The sequence below is a fragment of the Flavicella sp. IMCC45537 genome (genome assembly GCF_057197705.1).
On sequence record NZ_CM170067.1, the window covers coordinates 3,651,925 to 3,672,555 of the forward strand.

Genomic DNA, 20,631 nt, shown 5'->3' on the forward strand with positions numbered 1-20,631 from the left:
AAAAACATAAATATAAAATGAGTAAGCATACTTTAGTGATTCTAGCTGCCGGTATGGGTAGCAGATACGGCGGATTAAAGCAGTTGGATAAGATGTCTGCAGACGGAGATACAATTATAGATTTTTCTCTTTTTGATGCCATTGAAGCGGGGTTTAAAAAGGTTGTTTTTATTATTAGAGAATCTTTTAAGGATGATTTTAAAAAAATCTATGACGAAAGATTGAAAGGTAAAGTTGAAGTAGCCTATGTATGTCAAGAATTGGAAAAAATACCAGCAGGTTTCGATGTTGATGCAGATCGCGTTAAACCTTGGGGAACTGGACATGCAACTTTGATGATCAAAGATGTGGTAGATGGTAATTTTATTGTAATCAATGGAGATGACTTTTATTCTAAAGGAGCATTTAAAACGATCATCAAAGAGTTAGATAACCTGGATGTCAATTCATACAATATGTGTATGGTTGGGTATAATTTAAAGAATACCATTTCTGAAAATGGTTTTGTCTCAAGAGGAGAATGTTTTGTTAATGAAAGTCAAGAATTGACAAATATTATTGAGAGAACTCATATCGAAGAAGTAGAAGGGCAAATTAAGCGTAAAGACGATAACGGAGAATTTGTTTCGATGTCAGAAGATACTATTGTTTCGATGAACTTTTGGGGCTTTACACCAAAATATTTGGAGCAATTGGAATCAGATTTTAAATTGTTTTTAGCGGAGCGTTCTAAAGAATTAAAAAGTGAGTTTTTTATCCCAACAGTTGTAAATAATATAATTGAATCAGGAAAAGGGGCTGTAAAGGTGTTAACTTCAGATGCCAAATGGATGGGAGTTACCTACGCAGAAGATAGGCCAACCGTTGTTGCTGCGATCGATTCTTTGAAAGAACAAAAGATATATCCAAAAAATCTTTGGGAATAAGTATTATAAGTATGGTGTAACTTATTTTGTAAAAAATAAATGCACCATGTTTTTGTTACTAATTAGTTAATTATAAGTTGTTTCTGTGCTAAGTTTGTATTCGTTTCATAATAAAAACTTATTTTAGTGTTCCTAATATTTAGGACTAGATTTTAGTGATTTAATCAGTAAAAAACATGTGTTTTAGCCGAAAACGTTTTCGTATAAAACTTGTTAATTTACTCCCATAATCTATATTAATAGTAATTTTATACAATATTATAGAAAGATGAATATACAGTTAAAAAAGATAGCAGTTATGACCTCAGGAGGTGATTCTCCAGGGATGAATGCAGCGATTAGATCAGTAGTAAGAACATGTGCTTACCATAAGGTAGAATGTGTTGGTATCTATCAAGGATACCAAGGAATGATTGAAGGGAATTTTGTGAGTTTGAATGCAAGAAGTGTTAATAATATCATCAATAAAGGTGGTACAATGCTTCAATCTGCAAGATCAATGGAGTTTATGACTTCAGAGGGAAGAGCAAAAGCTTATGAGAATTTAGTAGCGAAAGGTATAGAAGGTTTAGTTATTATTGGAGGAGATGGTACCTTTACTGGAGGTATGATTTTTAACCAAGAACACAATTTTCCAATTATTGGAATTCCTTGTACAATTGATAATGATATTTACGGAACTCAATTTACATTAGGATATGATACAGCATTGAATACTGTTGTAGAAGCTATTGACAAAATTAGAGATACGGCCTCTTCTCACAATAGGTTGTTTTTTGTTGAAGTAATGGGTAGAGATGCTGGATTTATAGCATTGAATGCCGGTGTTGGAGCAGGAGCAGAGGAAATTTTAATTCCAGAAGAAAATATTGGATTAGAAAAAATGCTTGAATCACTTATCAAAAGTAAGGAGTCAGGAAAAACATCGAGTATTGTTGTTGTTGCAGAAGGTGAAAAAACAGGAAAAAATATATTTGAATTGGCGGAATATGCTGAGGAGAATTTACCGGAGTATGATATCCGTGTATCTGTTTTAGGACATATGCAGAGAGGTGGAGCTCCTAGTTGTTTCGATAGAGTTTTAGCTAGTAGATTTGGAGTAGCAGCAGTAGAATTGTTGTTGTCTGGATCGTCTAATTTAATGGTTGGGTTTGTTAATAACGAAATAAAATACACTCCATTAGAAAAAGCAGTAAAAGAAAATCACGCAATTGATGAAGAGCTTTTAAGAGTTTCTGAAATCATGACCGTTTAATAAAAGTAGAATAAAAATAAATTAAATTTAGATAAGATGATTAAAATAGGAATTAATGGATTTGGAAGAATCGGAAGATTTGCTTTCAGATCTGCAGTAGCAAGAGAGAATGTACAAGTTGTTGGTATCAACGATTTGTTAGATGTTGATTACTTAGCTTACATGTTGAAGTATGATTCAGTTCACGGACCATTCAACGGTACTGTTGAAGTTGCTGATGGTAAATTAATCGTAAACGGTAATGAAATTAGAATTACTGCAGAGCGTAACCCAGCAGACTTAAAATGGGATGAAATTGGAGCTGAGTATGTAATTGAGTCTACTGGATTCTTTTTAACTAAAGAAACTGCTGGAGGTCACTTAGAGGCTGGAGCTAAAAAAGTTGTTTTATCTGCACCATCTAAAGATGATACACCTATGTTTGTAATGGGAGTAAACAATACTGAGTTGAAAGCCGATGAAGCTATTTTCTCTAATGCTTCTTGTACTACAAACTGTTTGTCTCCAATCGCGAAAGTATTGAATGACAACTGGGGAATCGCAGAAGGATTAATGACTACTGTACATGCTGCAACAGCAACTCAGAAAACTGTTGATGGACCTTCTATGAAAGACTGGAGAGGTGGACGTTCTGCTATCCATAACATTATCCCTTCTTCTACAGGAGCGGCTAAAGCTGTTGGAAAAGTAATTCCTTCATTAAATGGAAAATTAACTGGTATGGCTTTCCGTGTACCAACTATGGATGTATCTGTTGTTGATTTAACTGTAAAGTTAGAAAAGCCTGCTACATACGCTGAGATTTGTGCTGCTATGAAAGCTGCTTCTGAAAACGAAATGGCTGGAGTATTAGGATATACTGAGGACTTAGTAGTTTCTCAAGACTTTGTTGGTGAAACTCGTACTTCTGTATTTGACGCTAACGCTGGTATCGCATTAACTGATAACTTTGTAAAAGTTGTTTCTTGGTACGATAACGAAATCGGATACTCTACTAAAATTGTTGACTTGATCGAGTACGCAGCTACTTTATAAGCCACTTTTTTATTATACCTTTTAAATATCCCGATTTGGAAACGAATTGGGATATTTTTTTTAAAGTAAGATTAATTTATATGCAAATTGATTATTTTGCAACGAAACAATACTGATTATATGGAAATAGCGATTATAGCACATGATGGAAAAAAAGCTGATATGGTTCAGTTTTTAATGCAGCATAAAGAATTGTTAAAGGCTAAAGATATTAGTTTAATTTCTACGGGTACCACAGGTTCAAAAGTAGAAGCAGCGGGCCTTAATGTACATAAATATTTGTCCGGACCATTAGGGGGAGATGCTCAAATTGCAGCACGTGTTGCTGAGGGGAAAACGGGTATGGTGATATTTTTTAGAGACCCTCTAGAAAAACATCCCCATGAACCAGATATTTTTATGCTTATGCGTTTGTGTGATGTTTATGATGTGCCCTTGGCCACGAATCCGTCTACTGCAACCTTGCTGATAAAATCTGTGTAAAAAAGAAGGTAGAAGTATTAGTCCTTTGATTTTTTACCAAATAGTTTACTGAAAAATCCTTTTTTCTTTTTCTCACCTTTTTCTGGTTTCTCTTTGTTTTTATCAAATAAATCGAAAAGTTTCTCTAAGGTGTTTTCTTCTCTGAAAAAGTCACAGTTACAAGATTCAATAGTATTTTTGTTAAATTTAGGAAAGCCGGAAGATAGGGACTTATTTACTTCTTTTGAGCTGTATGTTTTAGAAATTATTTGACCGGTTATCGGTAGAGCAGCAATAGAGCCTCCACCAGTTCCAGGAGCTAAGTTGATTACGGGATATTTGCATCCGACCCAGGTTCCAATAATAAAATCTGAGTTGAAACCTATAAACCATGAATCACTATAGTTTTGAGAGGTTCCTGTTTTACCTGCCCAATCCCCTTTTACTTTGTATTTGGTTTTGAGTCGGCTTGCGGTTCCCTTGTCAACAACACCTTTTAAGAGATACTGTATAGTTTCGAGAGTCTCCATAGTTACATAGTCATCCTCTGCAGTATTGTTTTTATTCTTTTGTTGTAAATGTGTATAAATTACTTCTCCATTAGCAGTTTTAATTGAACTTATGTAATAAGGAACTACGGGCGTGCTTTTAGTAGCAAATGGAGTATAGGCTTGAACCAAATTCTCTAAGGAGTAATTAGTAGCTCCTAATGCCGTTGATGGTAGGTCTTTTAGTTTTTTCGTTAGCCCAAGTTTATCAACTGTATTTTGTAGTTTGTTATTCCCAACATTGATATAAGTTTCAATGGTTGGAATGTTCATACTCTTGGCAAGTGCTCCGGGCATAGAATAATAGCCTCCATCTGAGTGGTCGTAGTTTTCAGGTTTCCAATTGTCGTATTGAGCATAAGTTTTCACTTCATTATTAATCCAATCACATGGCTGTTGACCATTTTCTAAAGCCGCAGTGTATACGAATGGCTTAAAAGTAGACGCGGCCTGTCTTTCACTTGTTATTAGGTTATAGGGTAAATATTCAAAACTGTTACCACCAACATATATTTGAACGGCACCTGTTTTTGTGTTCATTCCATAAACTGCTGCACTTACCATTTTTAAATAATGATGTATTGAATCTATCCTTGATATTTGTTTGTTTGAGGTTTCCCAGTCAAAAATAAGACGTTTGTCTTTCACCTTAGCTGAGTCAATGATCGTATTATAATTAAGGTTCAGTTTTTTATATCGTTTATAGTCCTTGGTAGCCTCCCATTCTTTTTCAATAATATTTTTTATTTCGGGGTTTTTTTTGAGAATTCCCCAGTAGTAATCCATCGATTTTTGAAGTTTTTTCAAATGGATTTTTCTTGCTTTTAAAGCTTCGTTTTGAAGTTCAGAATTTAAAGTTGTTTCAATTATTAATCCATCTTGTTCTAAAATCCATTGAGCGCCGTCTTCTTTAACTTCTTCCTTTAAGATAGCTCTAGCTTTTTGTTTTATTTTTTGCAAATAGTATCCGTTTGGGTTTTCAAGCAATAGATTTTTATAGTTTGTTTTTAAGGGTTCAAGACTCGCTTTTTCAAAAGTGTCTTCAGAAATAAAATTTGCTTTAAGCATTTGGTTTAAAACAACATTTCGTCTGCGTAAAGCATGATCTGGATGTTTCCTTGGATTGTAGTAAGTGTTTGCTTTTAGCATTCCGATGAGAACAGCCCCTTGTGCTACAGTTAAATATTTTACAGAAGTAGAGAAATATCGTTGTGCTGCTGTTTCTATACCATAAACCCCTTCTCCGAATGGTACAGTGTTTAAATACAATGCAATGATATCGCTTTTATTGTAGATATGCTCTAGTCTATTAGCCAAAATTGCTTCTTTGGTTTTGTTAACGGGCATCGACAAGAAAGAGAAGTTTTTTCGATGAAATAAATTTTTTGCTAGTTGCTGAGAAAGTGTACTTCCTCCACCAGCAGAGCTGTTTCCTAAGATTATGGTTTTCACTAAAACTCTTAACATAGCAACCTTATCTATCCCATCATGTTCATAAAAGCGAACATCTTCAGTGGCAACTAAGGCTTCAACAATATGTTTTGGAATGTCGGCATAATTTACTTGAGTTCTGTTTTTAAAGAAAAATTTTCCTAAAATCTCATGATCTGCACTATATACAATACTTGCTTCTGACTGTTTTATAAAAGCCAGGTCTTTTGAACTAGGTATTGGACCGAAGCCACCTACCAAAACAGTTCCGATAAACAAGGCAAGTAAAACAGAGCCAAGAAGCCCTATTTTTAATAGGAAAATGATAATCTTTTTAAACATGTTTTAATTTACAATTGTGCAATCATAGAAATTTCTACGTTTACGTTTTTAGGAAGTTGAGCAACCTGTACCGTTTCTCTAGCAGGAGCTGTTTCTTCGTTAAAGTAACGTCCGTAAATCGTATTTATTTTAGCAAAGTCATCCATGTTACTTATAAAAATTGATGATTTGACAACATTTTCAAAGGTCATTTTAGCTTCTTGTAAGATAGCATGTAAGTTGTCCATAACTTGTGTTGTTTCTGCTTCAATACTATCTAATACAAATTCATTGTTTTTTGGGTTGATAGCAATTTGACCAGAAATATATAGAGTTTCTCCTGTTAGTATTGCCTGATTGTATGGCCCTACCGGAGCAGGTGCATTATTTGTTTTTATAATAGTTTTCATAATTCTTTAGGTTTTGTTTAAAAGTATGAAATAATTTAGATTTCAATAAAGAGTAAAAAAAAAGTAGTTATTTTTTATAACTACTTTTTTTAGAAATTTATTCCTCTAAGAGGTCAATATGTCTATCATGGTAGCCCAATAGGTAAAGTACTCCATCTAGTCCTATACTAGAGATTGAACTTTGCGCATTGTCTTTAACTTTAGGTTTGGCGTGGAAAGCAATTCCTAAACCAGCAAGATTTAACATTGGTAAATCATTTGCTCCGTCTCCAACAGCAATGGTTTGGCTGATATCAATACCTTCTTTTGCTGCAATTTCTTTTAAGTATTCTGCTTTTTTGTTACCATCAACAATCTCACCAAGGTATCCTCCTGTCAATGCACCATCTTTAATTTCTAATTGATTTGCATGAACATAATCAATACCCAATTCTTTTTGAAGGTAATGACCAAAATATGTAAATCCACCAGATAAAATTGCAGTTTTAAAACCATAACTTTTTAAGGTGTTTATCAATCGATGAGCTCCTTTTGTGATGGGTAGGTTTTTCGCTACTTCTTTTAGAACATCTTCACTAAGTCCTTCTAAAAGAGCCATTCTCTTTTTGAAACTTTGATTGAAATCTATTTCACCTTGCATGGCAGATTCAGTAATTGCTTTTACTTGTTCACCTACACCTGCAAGTTCAGCAAGTTCATCGATTACTTCAGTTTGTATTAAAGTAGAATCCATGTCGAAACAAACAAGTCTTCTATTTCTTCTGTAAATATTGTCTTCTTGAAACGCAATATCTACATCTAAATCTCTAGAAATTTGCATGAATTTTGACGTAACCGCTTCTTTATCTGTTATTTCACCACGAATAGATAATTGAATAGAAGCTCTTGGATAAGGGTCGTTTTTTACCAGTGACGTACGCCCTGTTAATCGTTTGATGGAATCAATATTCAAATTGATATCAGAAATAACACTTGTAACTGCTGAGATCTGTTCTGCGGCAAGTTTTTCTCCTAATATCGTTACGATATATCTGTTTTTTCCTTGCGTAGAAACCCATTTCTCATATTTCTCTAAAGTAATAGGTCTAAACTTTGCGGTGATTCCAAGCTCGTAAGCTTTAAATAATAAATCCTTTAATACAGGAGCAGAATTAGATTTGGCTTTTATTTCAAATAAAATCCCCAAAGAAAGTGTATCATGGATATTAGCTTGACCAATATCAAGTACTTTCGCACCATATTCTGCAAGAACACCAGTCAAACTAGAAGTAAGACCTGGTTTGTCTTGTCCTGAAATGTTTAATAAAATGATTTCTTTTTCCATTATATATGAGTTTACTTTTGTTCTTTTAAATTTTAAAATAATCGTTGATCTGGAGCACTTCGTTTTTCGTATTTAAGATCACTTAATATAGGAGATTTTACACCAATGTAAAAGTAGTAAGAAGTTCTTGGACCGAATGGTACCCAGTTAAAGTTAACCTTCCAACTGTCTAAATCTCTTGAAAATCTTAATTGTGTATACGTAAATCCTCTATTTACAAAGTCAAATCCTGAAGAAGCTCCGACTTTCCATTTTGGCGTTAATTCCACATCACCGGTAAACATTAAACTGCTATTGGTGATTTCACTTTCTCTATTGGAATTAGAGTAGGTTCCGGAGTAAGACAGTCGTAGTGTCCAAGGAATTTTATTTTTGTAAAGTTGAACTTTCTCGTCCTTTCTTGTATTGTCATCATCTTTAGAAGGATTATTGAAATCATTTCCTCTAAAGTCATTGGTCATGCTTTGTCCAAACAAATCAGTATTTTGTTCGTTTTGCATTTCGTCTTTTTTATCTTTTTTATCCTCACTTTTGTCAAAGTCTTTATTAGACAGAGAGTAACTCATTGTAAGGTTTGCTCTTGTCAACCTAAAAAGGCTACCATTGTTGTTGATGTTAAAAGTATTGTAGCGTTGTCCATTGGCATTAATTGCATATGGGTCAAGAGTAGCACCGGCATTGATGCTCATTTTATTATTCAAGATCTGTGTACCTGCGGTAACATTTACCGGACTCCATTTTAAACTATCGGCAACAATATTATAAGCGGTAGAAAAGTTTAAGTTATTTAAGAGGGTAATCTTTTTGAATTCCTCATCACCGGTTGGTTCCCTGTCTCTTACTTTTGCCTCTAAATTATTATTCAAGGACATTCCTACAGATTGTGATTCATTTTTAGATGGGCTTCCATAAGCTCCACCGTCAAAAGGTGAATATTCCTCATAATCATATAGTTCATCAGGACCTGTTTGAACAGTTTGATAATAATGACTGAAATCGGGCTTGTAGTTATAAGATACAGACGGACGCATGGTATGACGAATGGCTTTTAGTCCGTTTCCATTAAATTTGAACATACCATAGATGTTGGTTGATATAGAAGCTCCTGCAGAATACTCTCTAAATGAGGTGAATCCATCTATGGTGTCTGTAACTGCCAATTGAGAATCTTCATCATAGTTTTTTTCAATAGATTTAAAATACCATACCTCCTTGTAATTTGCGTTTGGAGATAGGGTGAAATATTTCATCAATTTCATATTGGTACTCACGGAAACATCTTGCTGCACTCCCGCTTTTGCCTCATCAAACATTTTAGGCTTGAAAAAATCTTCCTCGCTAACCTCAATTTTATTTTCAGCTTTTAAACCGTAATTCAATCCAATTTTTTGAAAAGCATTTTTTTGACTCCCCGATTTTGGAGCAAAAGGGTAAATCCTATCCATATTTAATATAAAGGAAGGAAGTGTCATCGAAATTATTTCTGTGTTCGTATTTTGTGAATGAGATGCCGATGCAGTAAAGTTAAAGGGAGTTCCTACAAGTTTTCTATAATAAGAAACAGAAGAACTTAAAGTATTAGTTAAAGAGTTTGCGTTGTTATATTCGTTCAAAGATTGACTATAATAGTTACTACTACCTAAGTTTACAGAGGCAGATAGTTTTGAATTCGGGTTTGCTTTGGAATCTTGGGTATGTGACCATCTAATGTTATAATTTTGACTTTTACTATAATCATCAAAACCTTGAACACTGTAGATCAGACTTTCATAGTTGAAACTCATACTACCCGAAAATTTATATCTTTTTTTGTAGGAAGTAGAGGTACTAACTCCCCAACTTCCATTGGAATATATGTCTCCTAAAACAGTTAAATCAAAAAAGTCATTTCCTGCAAAATAATAACCTCCATTTTGCATAAAAAAACCTTGGTTAACAGATTGACCATAGGTAGGTACAACAATACCAGATGTTTTTGAAGTAGTTAAAGGAAGGTAGGCAAAAGGTAAAAACACAGGAGTGGGTACATCCGCAACAACTAGATGCGTAAACCCAACAATAATTTTTTTTCCGGGTACAACTTTTGCTTTACTTGTTTGCAAATAATAATCAGGATTTGGTTTGTCTGATGTAGTAAACCTAATTTTCCGAACAAAGATAGTAGAGTCATTTAGCCTTTTCATTTTTTCGCCAAGGGTATAGATACCATCTTGCTCGGTACTCAAGCCATACACCAAGGCTTTTTCAGTTTTAAAGTTAAATACAATAGAATCTTGAGCAGATTCTTCTCCTCCTTGTTTGAAAACTGGCAATTGCGAGTATTCACCTACACTATCTTTAATCCCTTTGGCTGTTACCGTATTAGTTTCGTAATCTATTTTTATATCTCCCGCTTTGATGTTCACATCTTTGTAGGTGATTTCAGCATTGTCGTATAAATATATTTTTTTGTTTACCACATCTTCAATAATATAATCATCAGCGGTATGTTCAATGATTGCATCTACAGCTTCCTTTTCTTGAGGAGGAATACTGTCGTTTTGTATACTATCTTTCTGAATTAGGTTCTCAGGTGCTGGAATACTGTCAGTTAATCTTAACTTAGGTTCGGGTTTTAAAAGAGGATCATTCTCCTTATCTTGAGCATAGCTTTGCGTTATTCCAAAAAGGATAAAACCTAGAAATAAAAGTATGTGTTTTATATTTGTTCGCAATGCTATATATGCTATTTTTGTCTAATTAGTACGCTAATTTTATAGCGAGCCATAAGTTGCCAAAATTAATTAAAAAATATTGATGAACTTGTTACATTCTCTTAAAATTAACTTTAAAATAGAACAAATTTTTTATTTGCTTTTAATTTTGCAATTATTTGGTTTTTCATCAGTTGTTAAGGCACAAGATAAAATATTTACCGTTGTGTTAGATGCTGGGCATGGAGGTAAGGATCCGGGAAAGGTTGGCTATAAAAAATACAAGGAGAAAGACATTGCTTTAGATATCGTTTTAAGAATAGGAAAAAACCTTAAAAAAGAACGCAATGTGAAAGTTATATATACAAGGAAAACGGATGTTTTTATTGATTTGTGGGAACGAGGTAGAATTGCCAATAGGGCAGATGCTGATTTGTTTGTTTCTGTACATTGCAATGCACATGACTCGCAAGCGTCTGGCTCTGAAACTTGGGTACTAGGATTGCATGCAAATAAAAGAAACTTTGAAGTTGCCAAAGCGGAGAACGAAGTGATTTTGTTAGAAGATAATTATCAAGAAAGATATAAAGGGTTTAATCCGAATTCTCCTACATCAATGATAGGGTTGACCTTGGAACAAGAAGAGAATTTAGATGAGAGTATTTCTTTGGCGAGTTCTGTTCAAAAGAATTTTCACGGCTCGTTGAAACGAACGGATAGAGGGGTGAAACAAGCTGGCTTTGTGGTGTTGCATCAGACTTATATGCCAAGTGTTTTGATAGAAACAGGTTTTTTAACAAATAAAAAAGAGGGAGCTTATTTACAATCAAGTAAAGGGAAATCAGAAATGGCCTTGGCTATTTCAAACGCAATAAGTAAGCATATTCAAGGGGTAAGGTTAAATACGGTTTCTACAGTAAGTCCAACAATTTATATTGATGAAACTCCTGTAGATAATGGAGATACCCCGTATTTTAAAATTCAAATAGCATCAGGAAAGACTAAAATTAAAACAGCGAGTTATAATTTTAAAGGCTTAAAAGGAGTAACAAGAGTTCCTGTTGCAGGGTATTATAAATATTATTTAGGAAATACTACGAGTTACAAGCAAGCGAAGGACTTGTTGAAAAAGGCCAAAAAAGCCGGGTATAAATCTTCATTTATTGCTGCATTTTTAGGAGAAGATAGGATTCCTTTGCAAGATGCAATAAAGTGATTTTATATTTTTACTAACGGATATAATTAGTAATTTTGCTAGCATATTAGAATAGATTTTATGATTAAGAATTCTAGAGAATTGAAAACAGGAGCAGTTGTTATAATAGTGATAACTGTCTTTATTTGGGGATTTAATTTTTTGAAAGGACATAATGTTTTTGATGGAAGATCCAATACTTATTTTACAAGGTATGCTAATGTTCAAGGTTTAAGTACTGCTAGTCCGGTTACGGTTAATGGGTTTCAGATAGGAAGGGTAGTAGATATTAGTTTTGATGAAGCTCCGGAAAGAAGAGGTGAGTTAGTTGTTAAATTTAGCATTGAAAAATCTTTTGATTTTGGCAAGAACAGTATTGCTAAAATATACAGTGCTAGTTTAATGGGAGGGAAATCTTTAGCAATTATACCTTCATATGATAGTGAAATTGCTGAGTCAGGTGATTTTTTAAAAGGTGAAATAGAATCAGATATTTTTTCTTCTGTAGGAGAAAAATTAAATCCGTTACAATCAAAATTAGAAAGTGTAATTACAAGTGCTGATTCTTTACTGGTAAACATCAATCAAATTTTAGATATCGATTCTAGAAATCATATAAAAAGTACAATTGCTAGTTTGGACGGTGCTATGGTAAACTTAGAAAGGTTAACTTTAAATTCAGAATTGTTGGTTATTGAAAATAGAAAAAGTTTGAGGAGCTCAATGGAGAATGTGGAGCATGTAACGCAAAACTTTTCATCATTATCAGATACTCTTGTTGAGGCGAATATTGGTGAATTGATTGCGAAGATGGATTCTACGATGGCAAATTTAAATTCTATTTCTATGAAAATTGATCATGCAGATGGAACTATAGGAAAGTTTGTAAATGATCCGGCAGTTTATGATAATTTAGATAAGGCAACGAAGGAACTAGGTGAGTTATTAGAAGATTTAAAGTTGCACCCAAAACGTTATGTACATGTCTCGGTTTTTGGAAAAAAGGAGAAAGAATATGTGCCAAACGATACGATTGAGAAAAAATAGAAAATTAAAATAAGGAGCATATGCAATTTATACCTAACATAATTTTTGCCTTGCTAGCTATTGCAAGTATTGGTTTTTTTGTTAAAAACATTTCTAAATTAAAACGTAATATTTTTTTAGGGAAAGCTATTGATAGATCTGACAACCCCAAAGAGAGATGGGCTAATATGGCTAGAATTGCTTTAGGACAATCAAAGATTGTAAAAAGACCTATTTCTGGATTATTACATGTTATCGTTTATGTAGGATTCATAATCATTAATATAGAAGTTTTAGAAATTATACTGGATGGATTATTAGGAACACATAGATTATTTTTGCCGATTTTAGGAGAAGATTTTTATGGTTTTTTAATCGGAACTTTTGAGGTGCTAGCTGTGTTAGTTTTGATTTCAGTCATTGTTTTCTGGATTAGAAGAAATGTCATTAAAATCAAAAGGTTTTGGAATAAAGAGATGACAGCTTGGCCAAAGAATGATGGAAATATTATTCTTTATTTTGAAATGGTTTTGATGAGTTTGTTTTTGGTGATGAATGCAACTGACATTCATTTTCAGGAAATAGGTATTGGAAATCCAATAAGTCAATGGATCGCACCTTTATTCTCAGGAATGTCACTTGAAACTGTTCATTTCATAGAGCGTTCTGCTTGGTGGATTCATATTTGTGGAATTTTTACATTTTTAAATTATTTATATTATTCCAAACATCTCCATATTTTGCTAGCATTTCCAAATACTTTTTATGCGAACCTTAATAGCAAAGGGAAATTCCCTAATAATGCTGCTGTGACCAAAGAAGTACAAACGATGATGGATCCAAATGCAGACCCATATGCAATGCCAGCAGAAGACGATGGAGATCCAGAAAAGTTTGGAGCAAGTGATGTAACAGATTTGAATTGGGTTCAATTGATGAATGCTTATACTTGTACAGAATGTGGTAGGTGTAGTTCAGTATGTCCAGCCAATCAAACAGGAAAAGAGTTGTCTCCACGTGCTATTATGATGAAAACTCGTGATAGATTAGAGGAAGTCGGAAAAAATATGGATGCCAATGAAGGAAAGTTTGTTGACGATGGAAAACAGTTGTTGGGAGACGGGTACATTACTCAAGAAGAAATATGGGCTTGTACTAGTTGTAATGCTTGTGTTGAAGAATGTCCTGTTAACATAGATCCTTTATCTATTATTATGGATATGAGACAATACCTGGTTATGGAGCAGTCTTCTGCACCTCAAGAATTGAATGTAATGATGGGGAATGTAGAAAATAATGGTGCACCTTGGCCATACAATCAGATGGATCGATTGAATTGGAAAGACGAGGCTTAATTAGAGATAGAATTAATTTCAAAATATATAAGTATGAACGTACCTACGATGGCAGAAATGATGGCTCAAGGAAAGCAACCAGAAGTGTTGTTTTGGGTTGGTTGTGCAGGGAGTTTTGATGATAGAGCAAAAAAAATAACCAAAGCTTTTGTGAAAATATTGAACAAAGCAAATGTTGATTTTGCTGTTTTAGGAACAGAGGAAAGTTGTACAGGAGATCCTGCGAAAAGATCTGGAAATGAGTTTTTGTTTCAGATGCAGGCTATGACAAATATTGAAGTTTTAAATTCATATGAAGTAAAAAAAATTGTGACAGCATGTCCACATTGTTTTAATACTATTAAAAATGAATACCCTGAATTAGGAGGGAATTATGAAGTAGTTCATCATACCCAGCTTCTGAAAGATTTATTAGATTCTGGTAAAATGACTATTGAAGGAGGTCAGTTTAAAGGGAAAAAAATTACTTTCCACGATCCTTGCTATTTGGGTAGGGCAAATGATGTATATGAAGCTCCAAGAGACTTGATAAGAAAGTTGGATGTAGAATTGGTTGAGATGAAAAAATGCAAAGTGAATGGACTTTGTTGTGGTGCTGGTGGAGCTCAAATGTTTAAAGATGCAGAGAAAGGTGATAAGGAAGTAAATGTACTCCGTACAGAAGGGGCTTTGGAGGTAAAGCCCGAAATTATTGCTACCGGTTGTCCTTTTTGTAATACAATGATGACCGATGGTGTTAAAAATAAAGAAAAAGAAGCCGAGGTTGAGGTAATGGATATTGCTGAGATGATTGCGACAGCTCAGGATTTGTAAGGGTAATAAGAAAATAAAAGAATAAAAAAAGGTTCCATAGGGAACCTTTTTTTATTTTTAAGTAAATTAAAATCTTAATAATTTTATTTTTTTAATTTTTCATATTCTTCATTGTAGAGCTCTAGAGTTTCTTTGACAGTTCTATTTATAGAGTAAATGTTTTTTATGCGATCATAAGCATTGTTTCCCATAGATTCTCTTAATTCTTTGTTGTTAACAAGTTTTAGAATAGCTAGAGCAATTTCTTTCGGGTTTTTAGTAGGAGCAATGATACCAGAATCTGTATCAATAAGTTCTGTACATCCACCTGCATCTGTCATTACAATAGGTTTTTTTGAACACATTGCTTCTGTGATAGCCCTTCCAAAGCCTTCTCGATTAGATGTTTGTACATAAATATCGATGCTTTTAAAAATAGAAATTGGATTGGATTGAAAGCCTAATGCATGTATTCTATCTTTTAGAGGGTTGTTGTTTATAAGCAAATCAATGGCATTTTGTTGCTTTCTCATATCTCCGATCAAAAGAAATTGTATGTTAGTGTTTTTTGGAATATATTTTATAGCTTCAATATAATATTCAATACCTTTTACTTTCAGATAATTAGCAGCTAAACACACAATGGTCGTGTTGCAGTCTGTTTTTAAATACGATAAATCCGCTCCTTTTGTATTTTTAAACCAATTAGGATTGTAGCCTTTAAATATTCTTACAGCTTTCTTTTTATTTGAAAAGAACAATTGTTTTTTAACATGTGTGTATACATAATCACTGTTACATATGATTTTATCTACCCTCGGACTTAAGTAGGTGAAATATGCGCTTGGATCGTGCCAGTGTATACTGGTCGATCCCATGTAGGTTATTAGTCGAACATCTAGTTTTTTAATGGCAATAATTGTGTTCCTGAGAGCTTTACCGTCAAAAGCATGTATGATGTCAATACTATTCTCTTGAATATATTGTTTCATTCTATTGATATACTGTATATCTACCTTTGCGTTAGGGTAATCTTCTATACATCGGATACCGGCTTTTTCAAATTTATTTTTAATTTCTCCATTAAATTTTGCTACTACAATAATATTTACGTCCTTCTTTTTTAATCCAATTAATAATTCAAGTTGTGCTATTGATATGGTTAGGCTAGGTAAGTAATCTCCTGTCGAAAGTATATTCATAATAGTTTATTTAAAATGTTTTTTAGCCTCATTCCAATACACATCCATTTCAGTTAAAGACATTTCAGAAAGTTTTTTTTGATTTTTTTTTGCTTCTTGTTCTAAGAATTGAAATCTTTTAGTGAATTTTTTATTGGTTCGTTCAAGTGCGTTTTCTGGATTTACGTTGATGAATCTCGCATAATTGATCATTGAAAAAAGCACATCACCAAATTCTGATTCAATTTTATCGCTATTTCCGTTTTTTACTTCTTCATTTAATTCAGAAAGTTCCTCTTGAACTTTTTCCCATACCTGATGGGGTTCTTCCCAGTCAAAACCTACACCGGCTACTTTGTCTTGGATTCGATTTGCTTTCACTAAAGCTGGAAGAGATTTGGGAACTCCTTCTAAAACGGATGTTTTTCCCTCTTTAAGTTTTAGTTTTTCCCAGTTCTTCTTAACGTCTTCTTCATTGGATACCTTTGCGTCTCCATAAATATGTGGGTGTCTATGAATAAGTTTTTTTACAATAGATTCTGAAATACTGCCCAAATCAAAAGAGTTTGTTTCTGATCCAATTTTAGCATAAAAAACAATATGTAAAAGTAAATCACCTAGTTCTTTTTTTATTTCCTCTTTGTCGTCTTCTAGAATAGCATCTGCTAGTTCGTAAGTTTCTTCGATTGTTAAATGTCTTAAACTTTCAAGAGTTTGCTTTTTATCCCATGGACATTTCTCTCTTAACTCGTCCATAACGTCGAGTAGTTTGCTAAAAGATTCTAGTTGTTTTTCTCTTGAATTCATGTAGGTTCTTTTTTTGAAAATTTAAACCAAAGGTACTATTGATATTTTAACACAAAAAAAAGACCTGATATTAAAAAATCAGGTCTTTATAAGTATTAGAATTATGCTTCTTCCGTTTCTTCTGCTTCTTTGATACTTGAGAAGTCAAATTCAGCTGCTACTAAGATGTTATACCATTGCAATACTTTTTTAATATTTGATGGATAAACACGTTCCTGGTCGAAATCAGGTAGTATTTCAGCAAAATAACTTAATAGTGTTTTGTTATCAGATTTATGACTGATAGATTCTTTACCCTCTTCTTTTTCGTTAATTGTAAGAAAGATGTTTCTTAATGGAACTTCTTCTTCGTAAGTATAAATAGCGATGTCGTTTAAAACACTCACGTTATGGCTGTTTGAAATAGGAAATTTTTTTTGATCAACTAACGATTGAACAACAAACCCTCCTTTAGACTGAGAGATAATATTGAATAAACCTGGTTTTCCGGTAATTGCTATTGTTTTAGTAAGTCCCATGTAATCTTATTTTGTAGTTTAAATTTTATTTTCGTTTTGCATTAGGAAATCTCATTCTGTAATCTGCATTGATTTTTCCTTTTGAAATGTTTTCTAGTTTTTTTTTGATCAATCGTTTTTTTAAAGAGGATAATTTGTCTGTAAACAAGATTCCTTCTATGTGATCATATTCATGTTGAAATACCCTTGCCGCTAGCCCTGAAAGTGTTCTTGTTTGTTTTTTAAAGCTTTCATCTTGGTATTCAATGGTTATATGTTCTTTACGAAAAACATCTTCACGTACATCTGGTATACTCAAACAACCTTCGTTAAAAGCCCACTCGTCACCGGTTTCTTCAATTATTTTTGCATTGATAAAAACATGCTTGAAATCCTTTAAAACATTTCTATCGTCTTCAGATAAGTCTTCATCATCACCAAAGGGAGAGGCATCAATAACAAATAATCTTATCGCTCTTCCTATTTGAGGAGCTGCAATACCTACACCTTGCGCATTATTCATTGTTTCCCACATATTAGATATCAGTTTATCTAATTCAGGGTAATCCGCATCAATTTCTTTAGCAACTTTTCTTAAAACAGGATCGCCATACGCGACAATTGGTAAAATCATAAGTAGATTTTTTTTGAATTATAGTTTGCAAAAGTACAAAATATAGGACTTGTTTGAAATTTATTTTTCCTTAATCCTCCTTTACTTATTGTATAAATAAGACTGTAATATTATTGTTGCGCTTATTTCATCTACAAGAGCTTTGTCCCTTCTCTTTTTTTTAGATAGACCACTGTCAATCATTGTTTGGAAAGCCATTTTAGAAGTGAACCTTTCATCTTCCCTAATTATTTCTACGAACGGAATTTGAGGTTTTAGTTTGTTTAAAAATTGTTTTATCAAGGGTTCACTTTCAGATTCGGTGTTGTTCATCTGTTTAGGTTGTCCGACAACGATAATTTCTACATTTTCATCTTTGACATACTTAATTAAAAAGTTCAATAATTCTTTTGTGTTCACGGTAGTCAAACCTGAAGCAATCATCTGTAAGTCATCTGTAACAGCAATTCCAGTTCTTTTGATTCCAAAATCAATTGCTAATATTTTTCCCATAAGGAATGGTGTTTTGAGTAAGTTGTAAAGTTAAATATTTAATATATAATTCCTGTATTGATTAAATGAATATATATATTTGTTTTGTGGAAAAAGGAGAAGAAACATCTAGTATAAAAACCTTCAAAGAATTGACATTGTCAGTTATAATTGTCAATTATAAAAGTTGGAAACATTTAGAAAACTGTTTGAATGCATTGACATCAATGTTGAATCTATCATTTGATTTAGAGGTAGTTGTTGTTGATAATGATGGAGGTTCGGATGTGAGAGATAGGTTTATAGAGAGTTATCCTTCTATTTTATTTATTGAAAACACAGGTAATAACGGTTTTGCTAATGCTTGTAATTTAGGAGCGGAAAAGGCTTCTGGGGACTACTTTTTGTTTTTAAATCCGGATACAATTGCCAATGCTACTGCCTTAGAAGCGATGATAAAGCTGGTGATTACTGATAAAAATGTGGGGATTGCTTCTTGTGTGCAGAAGAATGAAAATGGGGCCAAAGAAAAACAGGTTCGTTTTTTTCCTGACATAAAGACCCTTTTTGGAGCTTTCAGAGCTTTATATAGAACTAGGAACCAAAAGAAAATTGAAACGGAATTTGAACTAGAGAAAAGAATCATTTTTCCGGATTGGGTTTCAGGCTCTGTGATGATGATATCAAAACAATGGTTTGATAAATTAGGTGGTTTTAACGAAGACTACTGGATGTATTTTGAAGATGTGGATCTTTGTAAAAGAGTTGCCTTGAATGGGGGCAAAATTGCTTTATTAAGAGATGTAGAAATAGTTCATAATCATGGTGGAGCTTCCAGGATAAATGTGAAAACTTCGGCATTAACGAGATCTCATGTTCTTATTTCAAAACATATTTATATATGTAACTATTTCAAAGGGAATAAGAAACGGTTTATGCAGAGTTTATTGATTTTGTACACCTTGATATTTAGATGCTTTGGGGCTGTTTTTGGTTTGTTGTTATTTTTTATTCCAAAAATGTTTTTACGCTTCTATGTGTACACCAATATGATTGGTTATTATTATCAATGTCTAAGTAAATTGACATGGTTGAGTACACGTTCTATGAATCATATTTCAAGGCACGAAGCTATTATAGACCCTGAATCTAATTTAAGAATTGGGTATGACGCCAAGCGAATTTTTCATAATAAGACAGGCTTAGGTAACTATAGTAGAGATTTGGTAAGTATTCTGTCAAAGTTTTATAGTTATAATCAGTATTTATTATACAACCCAAAAAAGAAAAAAATAGATAGGTTACCGAAAGCAAATAATTTAATCGAAATTTTACCTAAGTCAAATTTCTGGAGAAAAAATTCTTCAGTATGGAGGCAGGGGCCTATTGTAAGACAATTGGTAGAGGATGGTGTTTCGATTTTTCATGGACTTTCTGGAGAGATTCCAAGAGGGTTAAAACCAGCCAATATAAAAAGTGTAGTCACTATTCATGATTTAATTTTTATCAGGTATCCAAAAATGTATAAATACATGGATCGGAAGATCCATTTTAAGAAGTTTTTGTTTGCCGCTCAAAATGCTGATGTTGTGATTGCGATTAGCGAGCAAACCAAACGAGATGTAGTTGAGTTTTTAGATATTAAGGAAGATAAAATTCAGGTAGTTTATCAAGGGTGTCATTCTTATTTTAAGGAGGAGCAAACAAAAGTTTTTAAGGAATTCGTTAAAAATAAATTCGAGTTACCGGACAAATTTATTTTAAGTGTTGGTACAATAGAAGAGAGAAAGAATTTATTGTTGTCGGTAAAAGCCATAAAAGACTTAGATGTTGTATTGGTTGTTGTGGGTGGAAAGACTAGGTATTTTGATACTGTTAGACGATTTATTATTGAAAATGAAATAGAAAATAAGGTCTTGTTTTTAGATCATGTTGAACTGAAAGAATTGGTAGCGTTGTATCAAATGGCAGAATTGTTTTTATATCCAAGCTTATTTGAAGGTTTTGGTATTCCAATAATTGAAGCTCTATATTGTAAGACTCCTGTAATTACTTCTAAGGGAGGATGCTTTTCTGAAGCAGGTGGTCCAAGTTCAATTTATATTTCTCCGATTAATGAACAAGAGTTAAAGGATAGTATTATAGAGGTTTTGTCTAATGAAACATTGAAAAATAAAATGATAAATTGTGGTTATGAATATGTTCAGAAATTTAACGATGAGCAAATAGCAGAGAGTATAGATACGATTTATAAAAGTTTGATTTAGG

18 protein-coding genes are annotated in these 20,631 nt (G+C 33.1%); 9 read left to right on the top strand and 9 right to left on the bottom strand.

Annotated elements, in window-relative coordinates:
* The first annotated feature begins 17 nt into the window (after positions 1-17).
* The 4 genes from AC2DGP_RS14855 to AC2DGP_RS14870 all read left to right on the top strand — a co-directional run bounded on the left by AC2DGP_RS14855 (position 18) and on the right by AC2DGP_RS14870 (position 3,699).
* A complete protein-coding gene (locus tag AC2DGP_RS14855) occupies positions 18-926 on the top strand; it encodes a nucleotidyltransferase family protein (RefSeq protein WP_484490848.1) in 909 nt (302 codons plus the stop codon).
* Between the two features lie 268 nt (positions 927-1,194).
* The gene (gene pfkA / locus AC2DGP_RS14860; protein WP_484490849.1) at positions 1,195-2,181 is read left to right on the top strand and encodes a 6-phosphofructokinase; all 987 of its coding nucleotides are present in this window, start codon (positions 1,195-1,197) and stop codon (positions 2,179-2,181) included.
* 36 nt (positions 2,182-2,217) lie between these two features.
* A complete protein-coding gene (gene gap, locus AC2DGP_RS14865; RefSeq protein WP_484490850.1) occupies positions 2,218-3,216 on the top strand; it encodes a type I glyceraldehyde-3-phosphate dehydrogenase in 999 nt (332 codons plus the stop codon).
* Positions 3,217-3,336: 120 nt separating this feature from the next.
* Positions 3,337-3,699 carry a methylglyoxal synthase gene (locus tag AC2DGP_RS14870; RefSeq protein ID WP_300322391.1) on the top strand — a complete coding sequence of 121 codons (363 nt, stop codon included), beginning with the start codon at positions 3,337-3,339 and terminating at the stop codon, positions 3,697-3,699.
* Positions 3,700-3,716: 17 nt separating this feature from the next.
* Here the strand turns inward: AC2DGP_RS14870 and AC2DGP_RS14875 are convergent, their stop codons facing one another.
* From AC2DGP_RS14875 to AC2DGP_RS14890, 4 genes are all read right to left on the bottom strand, one after another.
* Positions 3,717-5,999 (bottom strand): transglycosylase domain-containing protein, encoded by a 2,283-nt coding sequence (locus AC2DGP_RS14875; protein ID WP_484490851.1) that lies wholly within the window; start codon positions 5,997-5,999, stop codon positions 3,717-3,719.
* A gap of 8 nt (positions 6,000-6,007) precedes the next feature.
* Positions 6,008-6,388, bottom strand: coding sequence for a Rid family detoxifying hydrolase (locus AC2DGP_RS14880; RefSeq protein WP_484490852.1), 381 nt, complete (start codon positions 6,386-6,388; stop codon positions 6,008-6,010).
* 97 nt (positions 6,389-6,485) lie between these two features.
* Positions 6,486-7,712, bottom strand: a complete 1,227-nt coding sequence (serB, locus tag AC2DGP_RS14885) for a phosphoserine phosphatase SerB (protein ID WP_484490853.1) — start codon at positions 7,710-7,712, stop codon at positions 6,486-6,488.
* A 32-nt stretch (positions 7,713-7,744) separates the two neighbouring features.
* A complete protein-coding gene (locus tag AC2DGP_RS14890) occupies positions 7,745-10,426 on the bottom strand; it encodes a putative LPS assembly protein LptD (protein ID WP_484490854.1) in 2,682 nt (893 codons plus the stop codon).
* Positions 10,427-10,508: 82 nt separating this feature from the next.
* On the opposite strand from AC2DGP_RS14890, the gene AC2DGP_RS14895 reads away from it, so the two are divergent.
* Genes AC2DGP_RS14895 through AC2DGP_RS14910 form a run of 4 tightly spaced genes read left to right on the top strand, consistent with a single transcriptional unit; the run spans position 10,509 to position 14,794 of the window.
* Entirely contained in the window at positions 10,509-11,621 is a 1,113-nt protein-coding gene (locus AC2DGP_RS14895) for an N-acetylmuramoyl-L-alanine amidase family protein (RefSeq protein WP_484490855.1), read from the top strand.
* A gap of 60 nt (positions 11,622-11,681) precedes the next feature.
* A complete protein-coding gene (locus AC2DGP_RS14900; protein ID WP_484490856.1) occupies positions 11,682-12,647 on the top strand; it encodes an MlaD family protein in 966 nt (321 codons plus the stop codon).
* A 20-nt stretch (positions 12,648-12,667) separates the two neighbouring features.
* Positions 12,668-13,981, top strand: a complete 1,314-nt coding sequence (locus AC2DGP_RS14905) for a 4Fe-4S dicluster domain-containing protein (RefSeq protein ID WP_484490857.1) — start codon at positions 12,668-12,670, stop codon at positions 13,979-13,981.
* Positions 13,982-14,014: 33 nt separating this feature from the next.
* Positions 14,015-14,794, top strand: a complete 780-nt coding sequence (locus AC2DGP_RS14910) for a (Fe-S)-binding protein (RefSeq protein WP_484490858.1) — start codon at positions 14,015-14,017, stop codon at positions 14,792-14,794.
* Between the two features lie 83 nt (positions 14,795-14,877).
* Here AC2DGP_RS14910 and AC2DGP_RS14915 read toward each other — a convergent pair whose 3' ends face one another.
* From AC2DGP_RS14915 to ruvX, 5 genes are all read right to left on the bottom strand, one after another.
* Positions 14,878-15,975, bottom strand: coding sequence for a glycosyltransferase family 4 protein (locus AC2DGP_RS14915; protein ID WP_484490859.1), 1,098 nt, complete (start codon positions 15,973-15,975; stop codon positions 14,878-14,880).
* Between the two features lie 6 nt (positions 15,976-15,981).
* The gene (mazG, locus tag AC2DGP_RS14920) at positions 15,982-16,761 is read right to left on the bottom strand and encodes a nucleoside triphosphate pyrophosphohydrolase (protein WP_484490860.1); all 780 of its coding nucleotides are present in this window, start codon (positions 16,759-16,761) and stop codon (positions 15,982-15,984) included.
* A gap of 101 nt (positions 16,762-16,862) precedes the next feature.
* Positions 16,863-17,279 carry a DUF5606 family protein gene (locus AC2DGP_RS14925; RefSeq protein ID WP_484490861.1) on the bottom strand — a complete coding sequence of 139 codons (417 nt, stop codon included), beginning with the start codon at positions 17,277-17,279 and terminating at the stop codon, positions 16,863-16,865.
* 25 nt (positions 17,280-17,304) lie between these two features.
* Complete coding sequence (def, locus tag AC2DGP_RS14930; RefSeq protein ID WP_484490862.1) at positions 17,305-17,892, bottom strand: peptide deformylase; 588 nt, start codon at positions 17,890-17,892, stop codon at positions 17,305-17,307.
* A gap of 81 nt (positions 17,893-17,973) precedes the next feature.
* Positions 17,974-18,384 (bottom strand): Holliday junction resolvase RuvX, encoded by a 411-nt coding sequence (gene ruvX, locus AC2DGP_RS14935; protein WP_484490863.1) that lies wholly within the window; start codon positions 18,382-18,384, stop codon positions 17,974-17,976.
* Between the two features lie 65 nt (positions 18,385-18,449).
* On the opposite strand from ruvX, the gene AC2DGP_RS14940 reads away from it, so the two are divergent.
* Positions 18,450-20,630, top strand: a complete 2,181-nt coding sequence (locus tag AC2DGP_RS14940) for a glycosyltransferase (protein ID WP_484490864.1) — start codon at positions 18,450-18,452, stop codon at positions 20,628-20,630.
* The last annotated feature ends 1 nt before the right edge of the window (position 20,631 follow it).